The 15,240-nt window shown below is 62.2% G+C and carries 15 protein-coding genes; 11 read left to right on the top strand and 4 right to left on the bottom strand.

Features of this window, described 5'->3' with window-relative positions; translation table 11 throughout:
* Positions 1 to 5 precede the first annotated feature (5 nt).
* Positions 6 to 1,046 (bottom strand): threonine aldolase family protein, encoded by a 1,041-nt coding sequence (locus LQ249_RS28885; RefSeq protein ID WP_128192631.1) that lies wholly within the window; start codon positions 1,044 to 1,046, stop codon positions 6 to 8.
* 90 nt (positions 1,047 to 1,136) lie between these two features.
* On the opposite strand from LQ249_RS28885, the gene LQ249_RS28880 reads away from it, so the two are divergent.
* The 8 genes from LQ249_RS28880 to fdhA all read left to right on the top strand — a co-directional run bounded on the left by LQ249_RS28880 (position 1,137) and on the right by fdhA (position 11,139).
* A complete protein-coding gene (locus LQ249_RS28880; protein WP_199918206.1) occupies positions 1,137 to 1,865 on the top strand; it encodes a TraX family protein in 729 nt (242 codons plus the stop codon).
* 251 nt (positions 1,866 to 2,116) lie between these two features.
* Entirely contained in the window at positions 2,117 to 3,370 is a 1,254-nt protein-coding gene (gene glyA / locus LQ249_RS28875) for a serine hydroxymethyltransferase (RefSeq protein WP_017847878.1), read from the top strand.
* A gap of 22 nt (positions 3,371 to 3,392) precedes the next feature.
* Positions 3,393 to 4,643, top strand: a complete 1,251-nt coding sequence (locus LQ249_RS28870) for a sarcosine oxidase subunit beta (protein WP_003209185.1) — start codon at positions 3,393 to 3,395, stop codon at positions 4,641 to 4,643.
* A 15-nt stretch (positions 4,644 to 4,658) separates the two neighbouring features.
* Positions 4,659 to 4,961 carry a sarcosine oxidase subunit delta gene (locus LQ249_RS28865; RefSeq protein WP_017847877.1) on the top strand — a complete coding sequence of 101 codons (303 nt, stop codon included), beginning with the start codon at positions 4,659 to 4,661 and terminating at the stop codon, positions 4,959 to 4,961.
* A complete protein-coding gene (locus LQ249_RS28860) occupies positions 4,958 to 7,975 on the top strand; it encodes a sarcosine oxidase subunit alpha (protein ID WP_046381816.1) in 3,018 nt (1,005 codons plus the stop codon). The genes LQ249_RS28865 and LQ249_RS28860 overlap by 4 nt, the downstream gene beginning before the upstream one ends.
* 109 nt (positions 7,976 to 8,084) lie before the next feature.
* Positions 8,085 to 8,717: a sarcosine oxidase subunit gamma gene (locus LQ249_RS28855; RefSeq protein ID WP_046487905.1), complete on the top strand. Its 633-nt coding sequence runs from the start codon at positions 8,085 to 8,087 to the stop codon at positions 8,715 to 8,717.
* Positions 8,718 to 8,894: 177 nt separating this feature from the next.
* Positions 8,895 to 9,752 (top strand): formyltetrahydrofolate deformylase, encoded by an 858-nt coding sequence (gene purU / locus LQ249_RS28850; protein ID WP_017847874.1) that lies wholly within the window; start codon positions 8,895 to 8,897, stop codon positions 9,750 to 9,752.
* A 187-nt stretch (positions 9,753 to 9,939) separates the two neighbouring features.
* Entirely contained in the window at positions 9,940 to 11,139 is a 1,200-nt protein-coding gene (gene fdhA, locus LQ249_RS28845; protein ID WP_017847873.1) for a formaldehyde dehydrogenase, glutathione-independent, read from the top strand.
* Positions 11,140 to 11,437: 298 nt separating this feature from the next.
* Here the strand turns inward: fdhA and LQ249_RS28840 are convergent, their stop codons facing one another.
* Entirely contained in the window at positions 11,438 to 11,896 is a 459-nt protein-coding gene (locus LQ249_RS28840) for an anti-sigma factor (protein WP_057003918.1), read from the bottom strand.
* A 136-nt stretch (positions 11,897 to 12,032) separates the two neighbouring features.
* Between LQ249_RS28840 and LQ249_RS28835 the strand changes: the two genes are divergently transcribed.
* Positions 12,033 to 12,605, top strand: coding sequence for a DUF2780 domain-containing protein (locus LQ249_RS28835; protein WP_017847870.1), 573 nt, complete (start codon positions 12,033 to 12,035; stop codon positions 12,603 to 12,605).
* A 66-nt stretch (positions 12,606 to 12,671) separates the two neighbouring features.
* On the opposite strand, the gene LQ249_RS28830 is transcribed toward LQ249_RS28835, so the two are convergent.
* Positions 12,672 to 13,148: a hypothetical protein gene (locus tag LQ249_RS28830; RefSeq protein ID WP_128192633.1), complete on the bottom strand. Its 477-nt coding sequence runs from the start codon at positions 13,146 to 13,148 to the stop codon at positions 12,672 to 12,674.
* Positions 13,149 to 13,451: 303 nt separating this feature from the next.
* On the opposite strand from LQ249_RS28830, the gene LQ249_RS28825 reads away from it, so the two are divergent.
* On the top strand, positions 13,452 to 13,655 hold the full coding sequence (locus LQ249_RS28825; RefSeq protein ID WP_017847868.1) for a hypothetical protein: 204 nt from the start codon (positions 13,452 to 13,454) through the stop codon (positions 13,653 to 13,655).
* 3 nt (positions 13,656 to 13,658) lie between these two features.
* Here the strand turns inward: LQ249_RS28825 and LQ249_RS28820 are convergent, their stop codons facing one another.
* Positions 13,659 to 14,564, bottom strand: a complete 906-nt coding sequence (locus tag LQ249_RS28820) for an acyltransferase (protein WP_057003916.1) — start codon at positions 14,562 to 14,564, stop codon at positions 13,659 to 13,661.
* A gap of 172 nt (positions 14,565 to 14,736) precedes the next feature.
* Between LQ249_RS28820 and rloA2 the strand changes: the two genes are divergently transcribed.
* A complete protein-coding gene (gene rloA2 / locus LQ249_RS28815; protein ID WP_046381822.1) occupies positions 14,737 to 15,237 on the top strand; it encodes a retropepsin-like aspartic peptidase RloA2 in 501 nt (166 codons plus the stop codon).
* Positions 15,238 to 15,240 lie beyond the last annotated feature (3 nt).

Raw genomic sequence — 15,240 nt, 5'->3', positions numbered from 1 at the left:
TCGTTTCACGCGCCCATCACTTCGCGAATATCCGCCGCCAGTTCGCGCACGCGTTCTTCCTCGGTGTCCCACGCACACATGAAGCGCGCGCCGCCTTTGCCGATGAAGGTGTAGAAGCGCCAGCCCTTGGCCGTCAGCGCGGCGATCGCCGGTTCCGAGAGTTGCAGGAACACGCCGTTGGCCTGCACCGGGAACATCAATTCCACGCCGGGAATATCCGCCACCAGGCTGCTCAGCATCTGCGCGCAGTGGTTGGCGTGGCGCGCGTGTTTGAGCCAGGCGTCGTTTTCCAGCAGGCCCACCCACGGCGCAGAGAGGAAGCGCATCTTCGACGCGAGCTGGCCGGCCTGTTTGCAGCGGTAGTCGAAGTCTTCGGCCAGTGCGCGGTTGAAGAACAGAATCGCTTCGCCCACGGCCATGCCGTTTTTCGTGCCGCCGAAGCACAACACATCCACCCCGGCTTTCCAGGTCAGGTCGGCCGGCGAACAGCCGAGGAACGCGCAGGCGTTGGCGAAGCGCGCGCCGTCCATGTGCAGGTTCAGGCCGAGCTCTTTGCAGGTGGCGCTGATGGCGCGGATTTCGTCCGGGGTGTACACGCTGCCGACTTCAGTGGCCTGGGTCAGCGTCACCACGCGGGGTTTGGGGTAATGGATGTCCTGGCGCTTGAGGGCGATCTCGCGGATCGATTCCGGGGTCAGCTTGCCGTTTTCGGTGCGCGCGGTGAGCAGCTTGGAACCGTTGGAGAAAAACTCCGGGGCGCCGCATTCGTCGGTCTCGACGTGGGCGGTTTCCGAGCAGATCACGCTATGGTAGCTCTGGCACAGCGACGACAGCGCCAGGGAGTTGGCGGCGGTGCCGTTGAAGGCGAAGAACACTTCGCAGTCGGTCTCGAACAGGTTACGGAAACCGTCGGCGGCGCGGTGGGTCCATTCGTCATCGCCATAGGCGCGCTGATGGCCGTGGTTGGCTTGTTCCATGGCAGCCCAGGCTTCCGGGCAGATGCCGGAATAGTTATCGCTGGCGAATTGTTGGCTCTTGTCGGTCATGGCCCATTCCTGTGGTCGATGTTGGTGCACACTTTAACCAAGATTGTCCGGGGTGCACACGCACTGTAAATGCAAAGTCACTGGGGAATTATGCACGCTACTGAAACGATTCCTGTCGGACGTGTCCGCGATGGCGCCTTGGATTTGCTCAAGTGGCTGGCGCTGCTGAGCATGGTGCTGGACCACTTGCGTTATGTCGGGTTGAGCCTGGATGGCCTGTATGTGCCGGGGCGCCTGGCGTTCCCGTGGTTTTGCCTGGCGATTGCGGCGAATGTGCATCGGGTGCGAGACGCGCCGGTGAGCGGCCGCTGGCGTTACCTGGGCTGGTTGCTGTTGTTCAGCCTGATCAGTGAAGTGCCGTACCGGCTGTTCATCGAAGATGCCGATACGTTGAATGTGTTGCCCACCTTGGCGTTGGGCCTGCTGGTTGCCCGAGGATGGCAGCAGAAGGCGCTGGTTGATCGAGGATTGGCGCTGATTGCCCTGGCGATAGGCGCTGTGTTTTCCACGCAGTTGATGTTCGGTTTCTTCGGTGTATTGCTGCCGTGGGCGATGGTGTTGGTGTTTCGTCGGCGATGGTATTTCAGCGTATTTCCGGGGCTGCTGTGTGTGGCAGCCAATCAATGGCAAATCCTGCTTGATAGCGGCACGCCGGTGGCGTGGATGGGGTTGGCGGCATGCCTGATCGCGCCATTGGCCGGCCTGGTCCTGTTGCGACATGTCAAAAACGCCACGCCGCCGGCAATGCGGCGCTGGGCCTATGCCCTCTATCCTGTGCATTTCCTGCTGCTGCTACTCGTCCGTCAAATCATCGCCTAATCAGTGTGCGAGGGGGCTTGCCCCCGATAGCGGTGTGTCAGCCACGGCATGTGCAAGCTGATCCACCGCTATCGGGGGCAAGTCGAACCGTCGCACCGCCCCTCCCACATTTGTTCTGCGTTGTTCCAGCAATGTCGTAAACGCACCTTTGCGTGGCGTCCGTAGGCATTTGACCTGCCGGCGCCAGCCCTACCATCGCATCAAAGGGCCCTGCACGGGCCTTAACAATACGAAAGGCTGGGAGAGACGCGATGTTCAGCAAACAAGACCAGATCCAGGGTTATGACGATGCACTGCTCGCGGCGATGAATGCCGAGGAGCAGCGGCAGGAAGATCATATCGAGCTGATCGCGTCGGAGAACTACACCAGCAAGCGCGTGATGCAAGCCCAGGGCAGCGGCCTGACCAACAAGTACGCCGAAGGCTACCCGGGCAAGCGCTACTACGGTGGTTGCGAGCATGTGGACAAGGTCGAAGCCCTGGCCATCGAGCGCGCCAAGCAGTTGTTCGGCGCCGACTACGCCAACGTGCAGCCGCATTCCGGCTCATCCGCCAACAGCGCGGTGTACCTGGCGCTGTTGAACGCCGGTGACACCATCCTCGGCATGAGCCTGGCCCACGGCGGCCACCTGACCCACGGCGCCAAAGTGTCGTCCTCGGGCAAGCTGTACAACGCGGTGCAATACGGCATCAACACCGACACCGGGCTGATCGACTACGACGAAGTCGAACGCCTGGCCGTGGAGCACCAGCCGAAGATGGTGGTGGCCGGTTTCTCCGCCTACTCCAAGACCCTGGATTTCCCACGCTTTCGTCAGATCGCCGACAAGGTCGGTGCGCTGCTGTTCGTCGACATGGCCCACGTCGCCGGCCTGGTGGCCGCCGGTCTGTACCCGAACCCGCTGCCTTACGCCGACGTGGTCACCACCACCACCCACAAGACCCTGCGCGGTCCGCGTGGCGGCCTGATTCTGGCGCGTGCCAACGAAACGATCGAAAAGAAACTCAACGCCGCTGTATTCCCTGGCGCCCAGGGCGGCCCGCTGATGCACGTCATCGCCGGCAAGGCGGTGTGCTTCAAGGAAGCCCAGGAGCCTGGCTTCAAGGCCTATCAGCAGCAAGTGATCGACAACGCCCAGGCCATGGCCGGCGTGTTTATCAAACGCGGCTACGATGTAGTGTCCGGCGGCACCGATAACCATCTGTTCCTGGTCAGCCTGATTCGCCAGGGCCTCACCGGTAAAGACGCGGACGCCGCTCTCGGTCGCGCCCACATCACCGTCAACAAGAACGCCGTGCCGAATGACCCGCAGTCGCCGTTCGTGACGTCGGGCCTGCGTATCGGCACGCCGGCGGTGACCACGCGCGGTTTCAAGGTGCCGCAATGCATCGAGCTGGCCGGCTGGATCTGCGACATCCTCGACAACCTCGGCGACGCCGATGTCGAGGCCGACGTGGCCAAGCGCGTGTCGGCCCTGTGCGCTGATTTCCCGGTTTATCGCTGAGCGCGGTTTTGGAGTAATGACTATGCAACGCTACTCGGGCTTCGGCCTCTTCAAGCACTCACTCAGCCACCACGAAAACTGGCAGAAGATGTGGCGCACGCCGACCCCTAAAAAGGTGTACGACGTGGTCATCGTCGGCGGTGGCGGGCATGGTCTGGCGACCGCCTACTACCTGGCCAAGGAGCACGGCATCACCAATGTCGCCGTGGTCGAAAAGGGCTGGCTGGGCGGCGGTAACACCGCGCGCAACACCACCATCGTGCGTTCCAACTACCTGTGGGACGAGTCGGCGCACCTGTACGAACACGCGATGAAACTGTGGGAAGGCCTGTCCCAGGACCTGAACTACAACGTGATGTTCTCCCAGCGCGGCGTCTACAACCTGTGCCACACCCTGCAGGACATCCGCGATTCCGAACGTCGCGTCAGCGCCAACCGCCTCAACGGCGTGGACGGCGAACTGCTCAACGCCAAACAGGTCGCGGACGAGATTCCGTACCTGGATTGCTCGAAGAACACCCGCTACCCGGTGATGGGCGCCACCGTGCAACGGCGCGGCGGCGTGGCCCGTCACGATGCCGTGGCCTGGGGCTTTGCCCGCGCCGCCGACGCCCTCGGAGTGGATTTGATCCAGCAGACCGAAGTGATCGGCTTTCGCAAGGAAAACGGCGTGTGCATCGGCGTCGAAACCAACAAAGGCTTTATCGGCGCCAAGCGCGTCGGTGTAGTCACGGCCGGTAACTCCGGGCACATGGCTTCGCTCGCCGGTTTCCGCCTGCCGATCGAATCGCACCCGCTGCAAGCACTGGTGTCGGAGCCGATCAAGCCGATTATCGACAGCGTGATCATGTCCAACGCCGTACACGGTTACATCAGCCAGTCCGACAAGGGCGACCTGGTGATCGGCGCCGGTATCGACGGCTACAACGGCTACGGCCAGCGCGGTTCGTACCCGGTGATCGAACACACCATCCAGGCCATCGTCGAGATGTTCCCGGTGCTCTCGCGCGTGCGTATGAACCGCCAGTGGGGCGGCATCGTCGACACCACGCCGGACGCCTGCCCGATCATCTCCAAGACCCCGGTGCCGAACATGTTCTTCAACTGCGGTTGGGGCACGGGCGGTTTCAAGGCCACTCCCGGTTCAGGCAACGTGTTTGCCGCGAGCCTGGCCAAGGGTGAAATGCACCCGCTGGCCGCACCTTTCTCCATCGACCGTTTCCACAACGGTGCGTTGATCGACGAACACGGCGCTGCGGCCGTCGCCCACTAACAGGAGAAACTCCCTATGTTGCATATCTTCTGTCCTCACTGTGGCGAACTGCGCTCCGAAGAGGAATTCCATGCCTCCGGCCAAGCGCACATCCCACGCCCGCTGGACCCCAACGCCTGCACCGATGAAGAGTGGGGCGACTACATGTTCTTCCGCGACAACCCCCGGGGCCTGCACCACGAGCTGTGGATTCACGCCGCCGGTTGCCGTCAGTACTTCAACGCGACCCGCGACACGCTGACCTACGAAATTCTTGAAACCTACAAAATCGGCACCAAGCCGCAATTCACCGCCAAGGCTGCTGGAGCGAAGGTATGAGCCAGATCAATCGCCTGTCCAACGGTGGCCGGATCGACCGTAACAAAGTCCTGACCTTCAGCTTCAACGGCCAGACCTACAAAGGCTTCGAAGGCGACACCCTGGCCGCCGCGCTGCTGGCCAACGGTGTCGACATCATCGGCCGCAGCTTCAAGTACTCGCGCCCACGCGGCATCTTTGCTGCCGGTGCCGAAGAGCCGAACGCGGTGCTGCAGATCGGCGCCACCGAAGCCACCCAGATTCCCAACGTGCGCGCCACGCAACAGGCGTTGTACCAGGGCCTCGTCGCCACCAGCACCAACGGCTGGCCGAGCGTGAACAACGACGTGATGGGTATTCTCGGCAAAGTCGGCGGCAAGCTGATGCCACCGGGTTTCTACTACAAAACCTTCATGTACCCGCAGTCGTTCTGGATGACCTACGAGAAGTACATCCGCAAGGCTGCAGGTTTAGGCCGCTCGCCGACCGAGAACGACCCGGACACCTACGACAACTTCAACCGGCATTGCGACGTGCTCGTGGTCGGTGCCGGCCCGGCCGGTCTGGCCGCTGCACTGGCCGCTGCGCGCAGCGGCGCCCGCGTGATCATCGCCGATGAGCAGGAAGAGTTCGGCGGCTCGTTGCTCGATTCGCGCGAAAGCCTCGACGGCAAGCCGGCCACCGAGTGGGTCGCCAGCGTCATCGCCGAACTCAAAGCCCTGCCGGATGTGGTGCTGCTGCCCCGCGCCACCGTCAACGGGTACCACGACCATAACTTCCTGACCATTCACGAGCGTCTCACCGATCACCTCGGCGACCGTGCGCCGATCGGCCAGGTGCGCCAGCGTATCCACCGTGTGCGTGCCAAGCGCGTGGTGCTGGCGACCGGTGCGTGCGAGCGTCCGCTGGTGTACGGCAACAACGACGTGCCGGGCAATATGCTCGCCGGTGCAGTCTCGACTTACGTGCGCCGTTACGGCGTGGCGCCGGGCAAGAAACTGGTGCTGTCGACCAACAACGACCACGCCTACCGCGTCGCTCTGGACTGGTTGGAAGCCGGCCTGAAAGTGGTGGCCGTGGCCGATGCCCGCCATAACCCACGCGGCGCGCTGGTGGAAGAAGCCCGCGCCAAAGGCATTCGTATCCTCACCGGCAGCGCCGTGATCGAAGCCCGTGGCAGCAAGCATGTGAGCGGCGCCCGTGTTGCCGCCATCGATGTCAAAGCGCATACCGTCACCAGCCCCGGCGAGTGGCTGGACTGCGACCTGGTGGCCAGCTCCGGCGGCTACAGCCCGGTGGTCCACCTGGCCTCGCACCTGGGCGGCAAGCCGACCTGGCGCGAAGACATCCTCGGTTTTGTACCGGGCGAAGCACCGCAAAAACGCGTGTGCGTTGGCGGTATCAACGGCGTCTACGGCCTGGGCGATTCCCTGGCGGACGGTTTTGAAGGGGGCGTGCGCGCCGCCAGCGAAGCCGGTTTTAGCCCGGTGGAAGGCACGCTGCCCAAAGCCTTGAACCGCTTGGAAGAGCCGACGCTGGCGCTGTTCCAGGTGCCTCACGAGAAAGCCACTGCACGGGCGCCCAAGCAATTCGTCGACCTGCAGAACGACGTCACCGCGGCCGCCATCGAACTGGCGACCCGCGAAGGTTTCGAGTCGGTGGAACACGTCAAGCGCTATACCGCGCTGGGCTTCGGCACCGACCAGGGCAAGCTGGGTAACGTCAACGGCCTGGCCATTGCGGCGCGTTCGCTGAACGTGACCATCCCGCAGATGGGCACCACCATGTTCCGCCCCAACTACACGCCGGTGACCTTCGGCGCGGTTGCGGGGCGGCACTGTGGGCACATCTTCGAGCCCGTTCGCTACACCGCGCTGCACGCCTGGCATGTGAAGAATGGCGCCGAGTTTGAAGACGTCGGCCAGTGGAAACGCCCGTGGTACTTCCCGCGCAACGGTGAAGACCTGCACGCGGCGGTCAAGCGCGAATGCCTGGCGGTGCGCGACAGCGTCGGCCTGCTGGATGCGTCGACCCTCGGCAAGATCGACATCCAGGGCCCGGATGCCCGCGAGTTCCTCAACCGCATCTACAGCAACGCCTGGACCAAGCTCGACGTGGGCAAGGCGCGTTACGGCCTGATGTGCAAAGAAGACGGCATGGTCTTCGACGACGGCGTGACCGCTTGCCTGGCCGACAACCACTTCCTGATGACCACCACCACCGGCGGCGCGGCCCGTGTGCTGCAATGGTTGGAAATCTACCAACAGACCGAATGGCCGGACCTCAAGGTCTACTTCACCTCGGTCACCGACCACTGGGCGACCATGACCCTGTCGGGCCCCAACAGCCGCAAGCTGCTGGCCGAAGTCACCGACATCGACCTGGACAAGGACGGCTTCCCGTTCATGACCTGGAAAGAAGGCCTGGTCGGCGGCGTACCGGCGCGGGTGTTCCGCATCTCGTTCACCGGCGAGCTGTCGTATGAAGTCAACGTGCAGGCCGACTACGCCATGGGCGTGCTGGAGCAAATCGTCGAGGCCGGCAAAAAGTACAACCTGACCCCGTATGGCACCGAAACCATGCACGTCCTGCGGGCCGAGAAGGGCTTCATCATCGTCGGCCAGGACACCGACGGCTCGATGACCCCGGACGACCTGAACATGGGCTGGTGCGTCGGCCGTACCAAGCCGTTCTCGTGGATCGGCTGGCGCGGGATGAACCGCGAAGACTGCGTGCGCGAAGATCGCAAGCAATTGGTCGGCCTCAAGCCGATCGATCCAGCGGTGTGGCTGCCGGAAGGCGCGCAACTGGTGTTCGACGCCAAGCAGACGATCCCGATGAAGATGGTCGGCCACGTCACCTCCAGCTACGCGCATAACTCCCTCGGTTATTCGTTTGCGCTGGCGGTGGTCAAGGGCGGCTTGAAGCGCATCGGCGAGCGGGTGTTTTCGCCGCAAGCGGATGGCAGCGTGATCGAGGCGGAGATTGTGTCCTCGGTGTTCTTTGATCCGAAAGGCGACCGCCAGAACATCTGATGGACCGAGGCGCGCCATCGGGAGACAGGGGAATACATTCCAAATGTGGGAGGGGGCTTGCCCCCGATGACGCCAGTAGCCACACAACAGAATTCAGCAAAGGTGCTCTATGACAGCAGCCAACGTATACCAACAACGCCCCACCACCGGGGCCAAGGCCGAGTCGTCGCTGCACCATGCCGACCTCGCCAGCCTGGTCGGCAAGGGCCGCAAGAATGCCGGCGTGACCGTGCGTGAAAAGAAACTGCTCGGCCACCTGACTATTCGCGGCGACGGCCATGACGCCGCCTTCGCCGCTGGCGTCCACAAGGCCCTGGGCATCGAACTGCCCGGCGCGCTGACGGTGATCGTCAACGGCGACACCAGCCTGCAATGGCTCGGCCCGGACGAGTGGCTGCTGGTGGTGCCGAGCGGTGAAGAATTCGCCGCCGAACAAAACCTGCGCGCCGCCCTGGGCGATCTGCATATCCAGATCGTCAATGTCAGCGGCGGCCAACAGATCCTCGAACTGCGCGGCCCGAACGTGCGCGACGTGCTGATGAAGTCCACCAGCTACGACGTACACCCCAACAACTTCCCGGTGGGCAAGGCGGTGGGCACGGTGTTCGCCAAGTCGCAACTGGTGATCCGCCATACCGCCGAAGACACTTGGGAGCTGGTGATTCGTCGCAGCTTCTCGGATTACTGGTGGTTGTGGTTGCAGGATGCCTCGGCCGAATTCGGCCTGAGCGTTCAAGCCTGATATGACCCCCACCCCCCTCACCCGCCACCCTGTAGGAGCGAGCTTGCTCGCGAAAACCTCAAGGGCACTGCGGTCATCCAGGATGCCCGCGTTATCGTTGACGATTTTCGCGAGCAAGCTCGCTCCTACAGGGATAGGGGTGGGTGAGGCGGGGCTTTGCTTGAGGAGTGACCTGTCATGAGCCGCGCACCCGATACATGGATTTTGACCGCCGACTGCCCCAGCGTGCTCGGCACGGTGGACGCGGTCACCCGCTACCTGTTCGAGCAGGGTTGCTACGTCACCGAGCACCACTCGTTCGATGACCGGCTGTCAGGGCGCTTTTTTATCCGCGTGGAGTTTCGTCAGCCGGAGGGTTTCGATGAGCAAGCGTTCCGCGATGGCCTGGCCGCGCGCGGGGAAGCCTTTGGCATGGTCTTCGAACTGACGGCGCCGAACTATCGGCCCAAAGTGGTGATCATGGTGTCCAAGGCCGATCACTGCCTGAACGACTTGCTGTACCGCCAGCGTATCGGCCAACTGTCGATGGACGTGGTCGCGGTGGTGTCCAACCACCCCGATCTGAAACCGTTGGCCGACTGGCACCAGATTCCCTACTACCACTTCGCCCTCGACCCCAACGACAAACCGTCCCAGGAGCGTCAGGTGTGGCAAGTGATTGAAGACACCGGCGCGGAACTGGTGATCCTTGCGCGCTACATGCAAGTGCTGTCGCCGGAGCTGTGCCGCAAGCTGGATGGCAAGGCGATCAATATCCACCACTCGTTGTTGCCGGGGTTCAAGGGCGCCAAGCCGTATCACCAGGCGTACAACAAGGGTGTGAAGCTGGTCGGCGCGACGGCGCATTACATCAACAACGACCTGGATGAAGGCCCGATCATCGCCCAGGGTGTGGAGGTGGTGGATCACAGCCACTACCCCGAGGATCTGATTGCCAAGGGGCGCGATATCGAAGGGCTGACCCTGGCCCGGGCGGTGGGGTATCACATTGAACGGCGGGTGTTTTTGAATGCCAATAGAACGGTGGTGCTCTGACTGACGCCATCGGGGGCAAGCCCCCTCCCACAGTTGAATGTGTTCACAAATCAAAATGTGGGAGGGGGCTTGCCCCCGATGAGGCCCTAACAAACAACACAAGAAACAGCATCTGTAACCCGAGCACTCAACGCGCTGCCCACCCACGGGCAACGCGCTTTCATAAAAACAACAGCGAGGTGAAAGCATGTCTGGTAATCGTGGTGTCGTGTATCTCGGCAACGGCAAGGTCGAAGTACAGAAAATCGACTATCCCAAAATGCAGGACCCCCGTGGCAGGAAGATTGAGCACGGCGTCATCCTGCGCGTGGTCTCCACCAACATCTGCGGCTCCGACCAACACATGGTGCGTGGCCGCACCACTGCCCAGACCGGCCTGGTGCTCGGTCACGAGATCACCGGTGAAGTGATCGAGAAGGGCAGCGACGTCGAGAACCTGAAAATCGGCGACCTGGTGTCAGTGCCCTTCAACGTCGCCTGCGGCCGCTGCCGCTCCTGCAAAGAGCAACACACCGGCGTGTGCCTCACCGTCAACCCGGCCCGTGCCGGTGGCGCCTACGGCTATGTCGACATGGGCGACTGGACCGGCGGCCAGGCCGAATACGTGCTGGTGCCTTACGCCGACTTCAACCTGCTGAAACTGCCGGACCGCGACAAGGCCATGGAGAAAATCCGCGACCTGACCTGCCTCTCCGACATCCTGCCCACCGGCTACCACGGCGCCGTCACCGCCGGCGTTGGCCCTGGCAGCACCGTCTACATCGCCGGTGCCGGCCCGGTCGGCCTGGCCGCTGCCGCTTCCGCACGCCTGCTGGGCGCGGCGGTGGTGATCATCGGCGACGTCAACTCCATCCGCCTGGCTCACGCCAAGGCGCAAGGGTTTGAAGTGGTCGACCTGTCCACCGACACGCCGCTGCACGAACAGATTGCGGCCTTGCTCGGTGAGCCGGAAGTGGACTGCGCCGTCGACTGCGTGGGCTTCGAAGCACGCGGCCACGGGCATGACGGCGTCAAGCACGAAGCCCCGGCCACGGTGCTCAACTCACTGATGGGCGTGGTGCGCGTGGCGGGCAAGATCGGTATCCCCGGCCTGTACGTCACCGAAGACCCTGGCGCCGTCGACGCCGCCGCGAAGATGGGCAGCCTGAGCATCCGTTTTGGTCTGGGCTGGGCCAAATCCCACAGCTTCCACACCGGGCAAACGCCGGTGATGAAGTACAACCGCCAGTTGATGCAGGCGATCATGTGGGACCGCATTCACATTGCCGACATCGTCGGGGTCGAAGTCATCAGCCTGGATGACGCGCCGCGTGGGTATGGCGAGTTTGATGCGGGCGTGCCGAAGAAGTTTGTGATTGATCCGCATAAGTTGTTCAGCGCGGCGTAAACGCTAGAGCAAAAAACAAGGGCGCCTCGACGGGCGCCCTTATCAATTAGAGTGGAGCCGAGAGTCGAAGGTTAGCGGTCGATTTTATAGTTTCTGTCTTGCCCTCTTCATTTTCCGTCTGTACTTCAAGTGTTTTTCCACCATAGTTGCAGAATAGCTTTCCGTTAGCCTCCTGAACCCTGACCACGTTTTGCCATTGCCATTGCCATTGCCATTGCCATTGCCATTGGCGGTGTACGAACGGGGTTGATTGGATGCCGGAGCAGCAGGGCACTGCGAAATCCGCGGTGCCCGTGGCTTAGCGAATCGCCAGCGCGCCTTGATACACCGTCGGCCCGGTCGGCTGCTTGCTCACCGATCCACCCTTGGTTTCCGAGCTCACCATCAAGCCCACCGGTTTGCTGATGGATTCCTGCTGGCGTGGATTCAAGCCGATGATGCCTTTGCCATCTTCCGGCAACAGGCCGAGGGATACCGGCGTGCCGTCCTCGGGGATGGCCCACAGCTCCAGGCTCTGATCTGGGGCAGGGGCCGTGGAGGCAATCGGCTGCACTTCCAGGTAGTCCTTGTGGGCCATGATCTGCGCTGCCGGCTGCTGGGTGGTGGTCACCAGGGTGGCGGCGGATTTGACGCTGTCCTGGGTGTAGAGCGCGCCGCCGATGCCGGCGGCCACTACAGCGCAGGCGCCGATGAACAGGCGCGGGCGGCTCCAGAATGAAGGCTTGTGATCAATCACTTGGGGGTGGATCGTCGTCATAAGTCTCTTCCTGACAAATTTTGTAGTCAGTTCATGGACCGGCTTATCGCAGTTGGGTTCCGGAGCGGGTTTGGAACAAGTGACGAAAAGGCCAGTCAAACGCCTGCTTTCACCCCTACATCCAGAGGTTGTTTCGATGAAGATTTCACGCGGTTTCGCCCTTTCCTGCCTGATGACCCTGGCAGCCGGCCCGGTATTCGCCGCCGGGTTCAGCCTTGGCGATGCGGCCAATGCGATTTCCGGTATGCAGGGCGGCAACAACAAAGCCGCTGCCGTTGCGCCGTCGTCCGAAACGGCCGGTTTGCTGAGTGCCCTGACCTCACAATTGAATGTCACCCCCGAGCAAGCCGTCGGCGGCACCGGCGCCATGCTGGGCCTGGCCAGGAACCAACTGAGCAGCAGCGACTATTCGCAACTGGGGAAAAGCGTGCCGGGTCTCGATCAACTGTCGGGCAGCAATGCGTTGGGCAGCCTCGGCGCCTTGAGCGGGATGCTCGGCCAGAGCGGTGGCAGCAAGACCAGCGGCCTCGACGGCCTGCTGGGTAACGTGAAGAACACCAGCGACCTGAACACCGCGTTCAGCGCGCTGGGCATGGACAGCGGCATGATCGGCCAATTCGCCCCGGTGATCCTGCAATACCTGGGCGGCCAGGGTGCCAACAGTTCGCTGCTGGGCAAACTGGGCCAGGCTTGGGGCACCGGCAGCTAAGGCCGTGGTCCTTCAAAGCGGGTTCGCCCCCGCTTTGAAGTGGCCGGCAGGTTGCGAGGAACAGCGTTACGGTTGGTACTCAAAAGTACATTGGGAGGCGTCGATCGATACAGCGCCGCCTTGATTCCCGCAGCTGGTTTTGTTCCATGCTGTACCGGTCGCGGCCTTCGGGTTGTTAAACCGCAGGCCCAATTGAACATAGGGTTTGGAAACGTTGTTTACCGGCTCTGCGTTTTCTCTTTGCGTTGTACCGCCATAACTGCAGAGTATTTTCCCGTGGATCATTTCGGCACTGACTAACATCAGGTTGTATTTAGGTTCGAGGTAGGTCTCGCTTGTGGCCGTGGACTGGCCCTCCCACATCTGGCCACCGGGCCCGGGGGCTTCGTATTTGAAGCCTTGGTTGAAGTCCGGAGGAAGGTCCGGGTCGGTATACGGCGTAGCTTTTATTGAACTGACTGCGGGGCACGTGGCCATTTCTGCATGGGCAATGTTCGCTACTGTCAGTAACGCCATGCCGGCGAAGAGGACTTTGATGGTCATGATCAGGGCACTCGACTGAGATGGAGTCCTTAGCCTAATCAGCCGCCCAAGGCGGGCGGAACTGTTAACTCTGACAGTTTTTTATGCGTTTTCAGACGATGCCCTATCGCGGGTTCGCAGCAGGGCAAGCGGGTCCAGGCGTGGGGCGCGGGTAGCCAAGGATTGAGTCAGCCCCTCGTTTGGCAATGCTGCGCAACAACTCCCGAGGAACTGTGTGGGATGTTTCACCACCTACGGGGACTGCTCCAGGAAAACCAACCCTCCTGGGGTGGATTCTTCAATCCGGTCAGGTAGGAGTCTTCCATGAACATCGTCAACACCTACAACGCTCTCGCTAGCGCTTCGTATCACGCCGCGACCCACAAGCCCGCTGCCGCAGAGCAAGGAAAAGCGCCCCACGACGCCAGCCAGGAGCAGGCTGATACCGTGAGCAGTCACGACACCATCGAGATAGCGCACGGGTGGCGTACCGGTGACGATTCGGCCACGTGGCCTAAGCGTCCGTAACGGTTACTTTGCCCATAAGGCCCCAGCGGTTTCGCCTCGCAGTTCCTGAATCCGCTGATCTTTCTCCATCCAGAGCCGGTTCACCCAGTTCTGTACGACCTGGCGAAACGCCGGGTCGTTTTCGTAGTCGCCCTGCCACAGCGCCGGGTCCAGCTCACGGGTGCGGATATCGATGATCACCTTCGGTACCGCCCCGCTGATCAGATCCCAGAACCCCGGCGTCTTCGCTTGCGGATAGACCACGGTCACGTCGAGCACGGCATCCAGTTGTTCGCCCAGTGCCGCCAACACAAACGCCACGCCGCCGGCCTTGGGCCTGAGCAGGTGGGCAAACGGTGAGCCTTGCTGGGCACGCTTGGCCTCGCTGAACCGGGTGCCTTCCAGGTAGTTGACCACCGTCACCGGCTGGCGCTTGAACAGCTCGCAGGCCTGGCGGGTGATCTTCAAGTCCTGGCCCGCCAGTTCCGGGTGCTTGGCTAGGAACGCCTTGGTGTAGCGCTTCATGAACGGATAATCCAGCGCCCACCAGGCCAGGCCCAGGAAGGGCACCCAGACCAGTTCTTTCTTCAGGAAGAACTTGAAGAACGGCGTGCGGCGGTTGAGGGCCTGGATCAGCGCGGGGATATCGACCCAGGATTGGTGGTTACTGATCACCAGGTACGAGGTGTCGCCGCGCAGGTCGTCTGCGCCGCGGATGTCCCATTGGGTCGGGATGCACAGCGCGAAGATCAGTTTGTCGATTTCGGCCCAGGTCTCGGCGATCCACATCACGGCCCATGACGCGTAATCGCGATAGCGACCGGGGGCCACCAGCTTGAGCAGGGCAAACACCGTCAGCGGCCCGATCAGGACCAGGGTGTTGAGCAGGAGCAGCAGCGAGACGAAACAGCCGGTGAGCAGGCGGCGCATAAGTAACTCTTGGAATCCTGTGGGCGGGACATAATAAGAGAGCGGCGTCTAGAGGCCAAATCGCAAATCGCCCGACGAATGTTTCACAATATGCCGGGTATGGTTGCAGAACTAACTAAGTGCTGCCTTTGCGGTCTAGAATTCGCCTACTTCTTTCCGAGGAAATCACTTCGTGAAACTGCTCCTTGCCTCGCTCGCCCTGGCGGCCTTGCCCGTTATGGCCGCCGAACCGACCGTTTACGGTCGCTACGAATACATCCAACTGCCGGAGATCGGCGAAACCTTCAAGGCCAAGATGGACACCGGCGCGCTGACCGCCTCGCTGTCGGCCCGTGACATCGAGACCTTCACCCGTGACGGCGACGATTGGGTGCGCTTCCGCGTCGGCGGCAAGGACGCCGGCAACAAAGTCTACGAACACAAGGTGGCGCGCATCAGCAAGATCAAGAGCCGCGCCGACGAAGACGAGGACAAGGAAGAAGCCACCGTGGCCACGCGCCCGGTGATCGACCTGGAAATGTGCCTGGGCAACGTCAAGCGCACCGTCGAGGTCAACCTCACCGACCGCAGCAGCTTCAACTACCCGCTGCTGATCGGCGCCAAGGCCCTGCGTGAGTTCGGCGCCGCGGTGAACCCGGCGCGTCGCTACACCGCCGACAAGCCGGACTGCTGACGG

Origin of the sequence: Pseudomonas sp. 7-41 (assembly GCF_021233075.1) — a bacterium.
In the GTDB taxonomy this organism is placed as follows: domain Bacteria; phylum Pseudomonadota; class Gammaproteobacteria; order Pseudomonadales; family Pseudomonadaceae; genus Aquipseudomonas; species Aquipseudomonas veronii.
This window is presented reverse-complemented; position numbering and strand designations above follow the sequence as displayed.

Bases quoted from the DNA above. Each gene is read 5' to 3' on its own strand.
- LQ249_RS28840 (WP_057003918.1), bottom strand. From the start codon at position 11,896: ATGACGACGATCCACCCCCAAGTGATTGATCACAAGCCTTCATTCTGG.
- glyA (WP_017847878.1), top strand. From the start codon at position 2,117: ATGTTCAGCAAACAAGACCAGATCCAGGGTTATGACGATGCACTGCTC.
- LQ249_RS28825 (WP_017847868.1), top strand. From the start codon at position 13,452: ATGAACATCGTCAACACCTACAACGCTCTCGCTAGCGCTTCGTATCAC.
- LQ249_RS28860 (WP_046381816.1), top strand. From the start codon at position 4,958: ATGAGCCAGATCAATCGCCTGTCCAACGGTGGCCGGATCGACCGTAAC.
- LQ249_RS28820 (WP_057003916.1), bottom strand. From the start codon at position 14,564: ATGCGCCGCCTGCTCACCGGCTGTTTCGTCTCGCTGCTGCTCCTGCTC.
- LQ249_RS28830 (WP_128192633.1), bottom strand. From the start codon at position 13,148: ATGACCATCAAAGTCCTCTTCGCCGGCATGGCGTTACTGACAGTAGCG.
- LQ249_RS28835 (WP_017847870.1), top strand. From the start codon at position 12,033: ATGAAGATTTCACGCGGTTTCGCCCTTTCCTGCCTGATGACCCTGGCA.
- LQ249_RS28870 (WP_003209185.1), top strand. From the start codon at position 3,393: ATGCAACGCTACTCGGGCTTCGGCCTCTTCAAGCACTCACTCAGCCAC.
- fdhA (WP_017847873.1), top strand. From the start codon at position 9,940: ATGTCTGGTAATCGTGGTGTCGTGTATCTCGGCAACGGCAAGGTCGAA.
- LQ249_RS28855 (WP_046487905.1), top strand. From the start codon at position 8,085: ATGACAGCAGCCAACGTATACCAACAACGCCCCACCACCGGGGCCAAG.
- LQ249_RS28865 (WP_017847877.1), top strand. From the start codon at position 4,659: ATGTTGCATATCTTCTGTCCTCACTGTGGCGAACTGCGCTCCGAAGAG.
- purU (WP_017847874.1), top strand. From the start codon at position 8,895: ATGAGCCGCGCACCCGATACATGGATTTTGACCGCCGACTGCCCCAGC.
- LQ249_RS28885 (WP_128192631.1), bottom strand. From the start codon at position 1,046: ATGACCGACAAGAGCCAACAATTCGCCAGCGATAACTATTCCGGCATC.
- LQ249_RS28880 (WP_199918206.1), top strand. From the start codon at position 1,137: ATGCACGCTACTGAAACGATTCCTGTCGGACGTGTCCGCGATGGCGCC.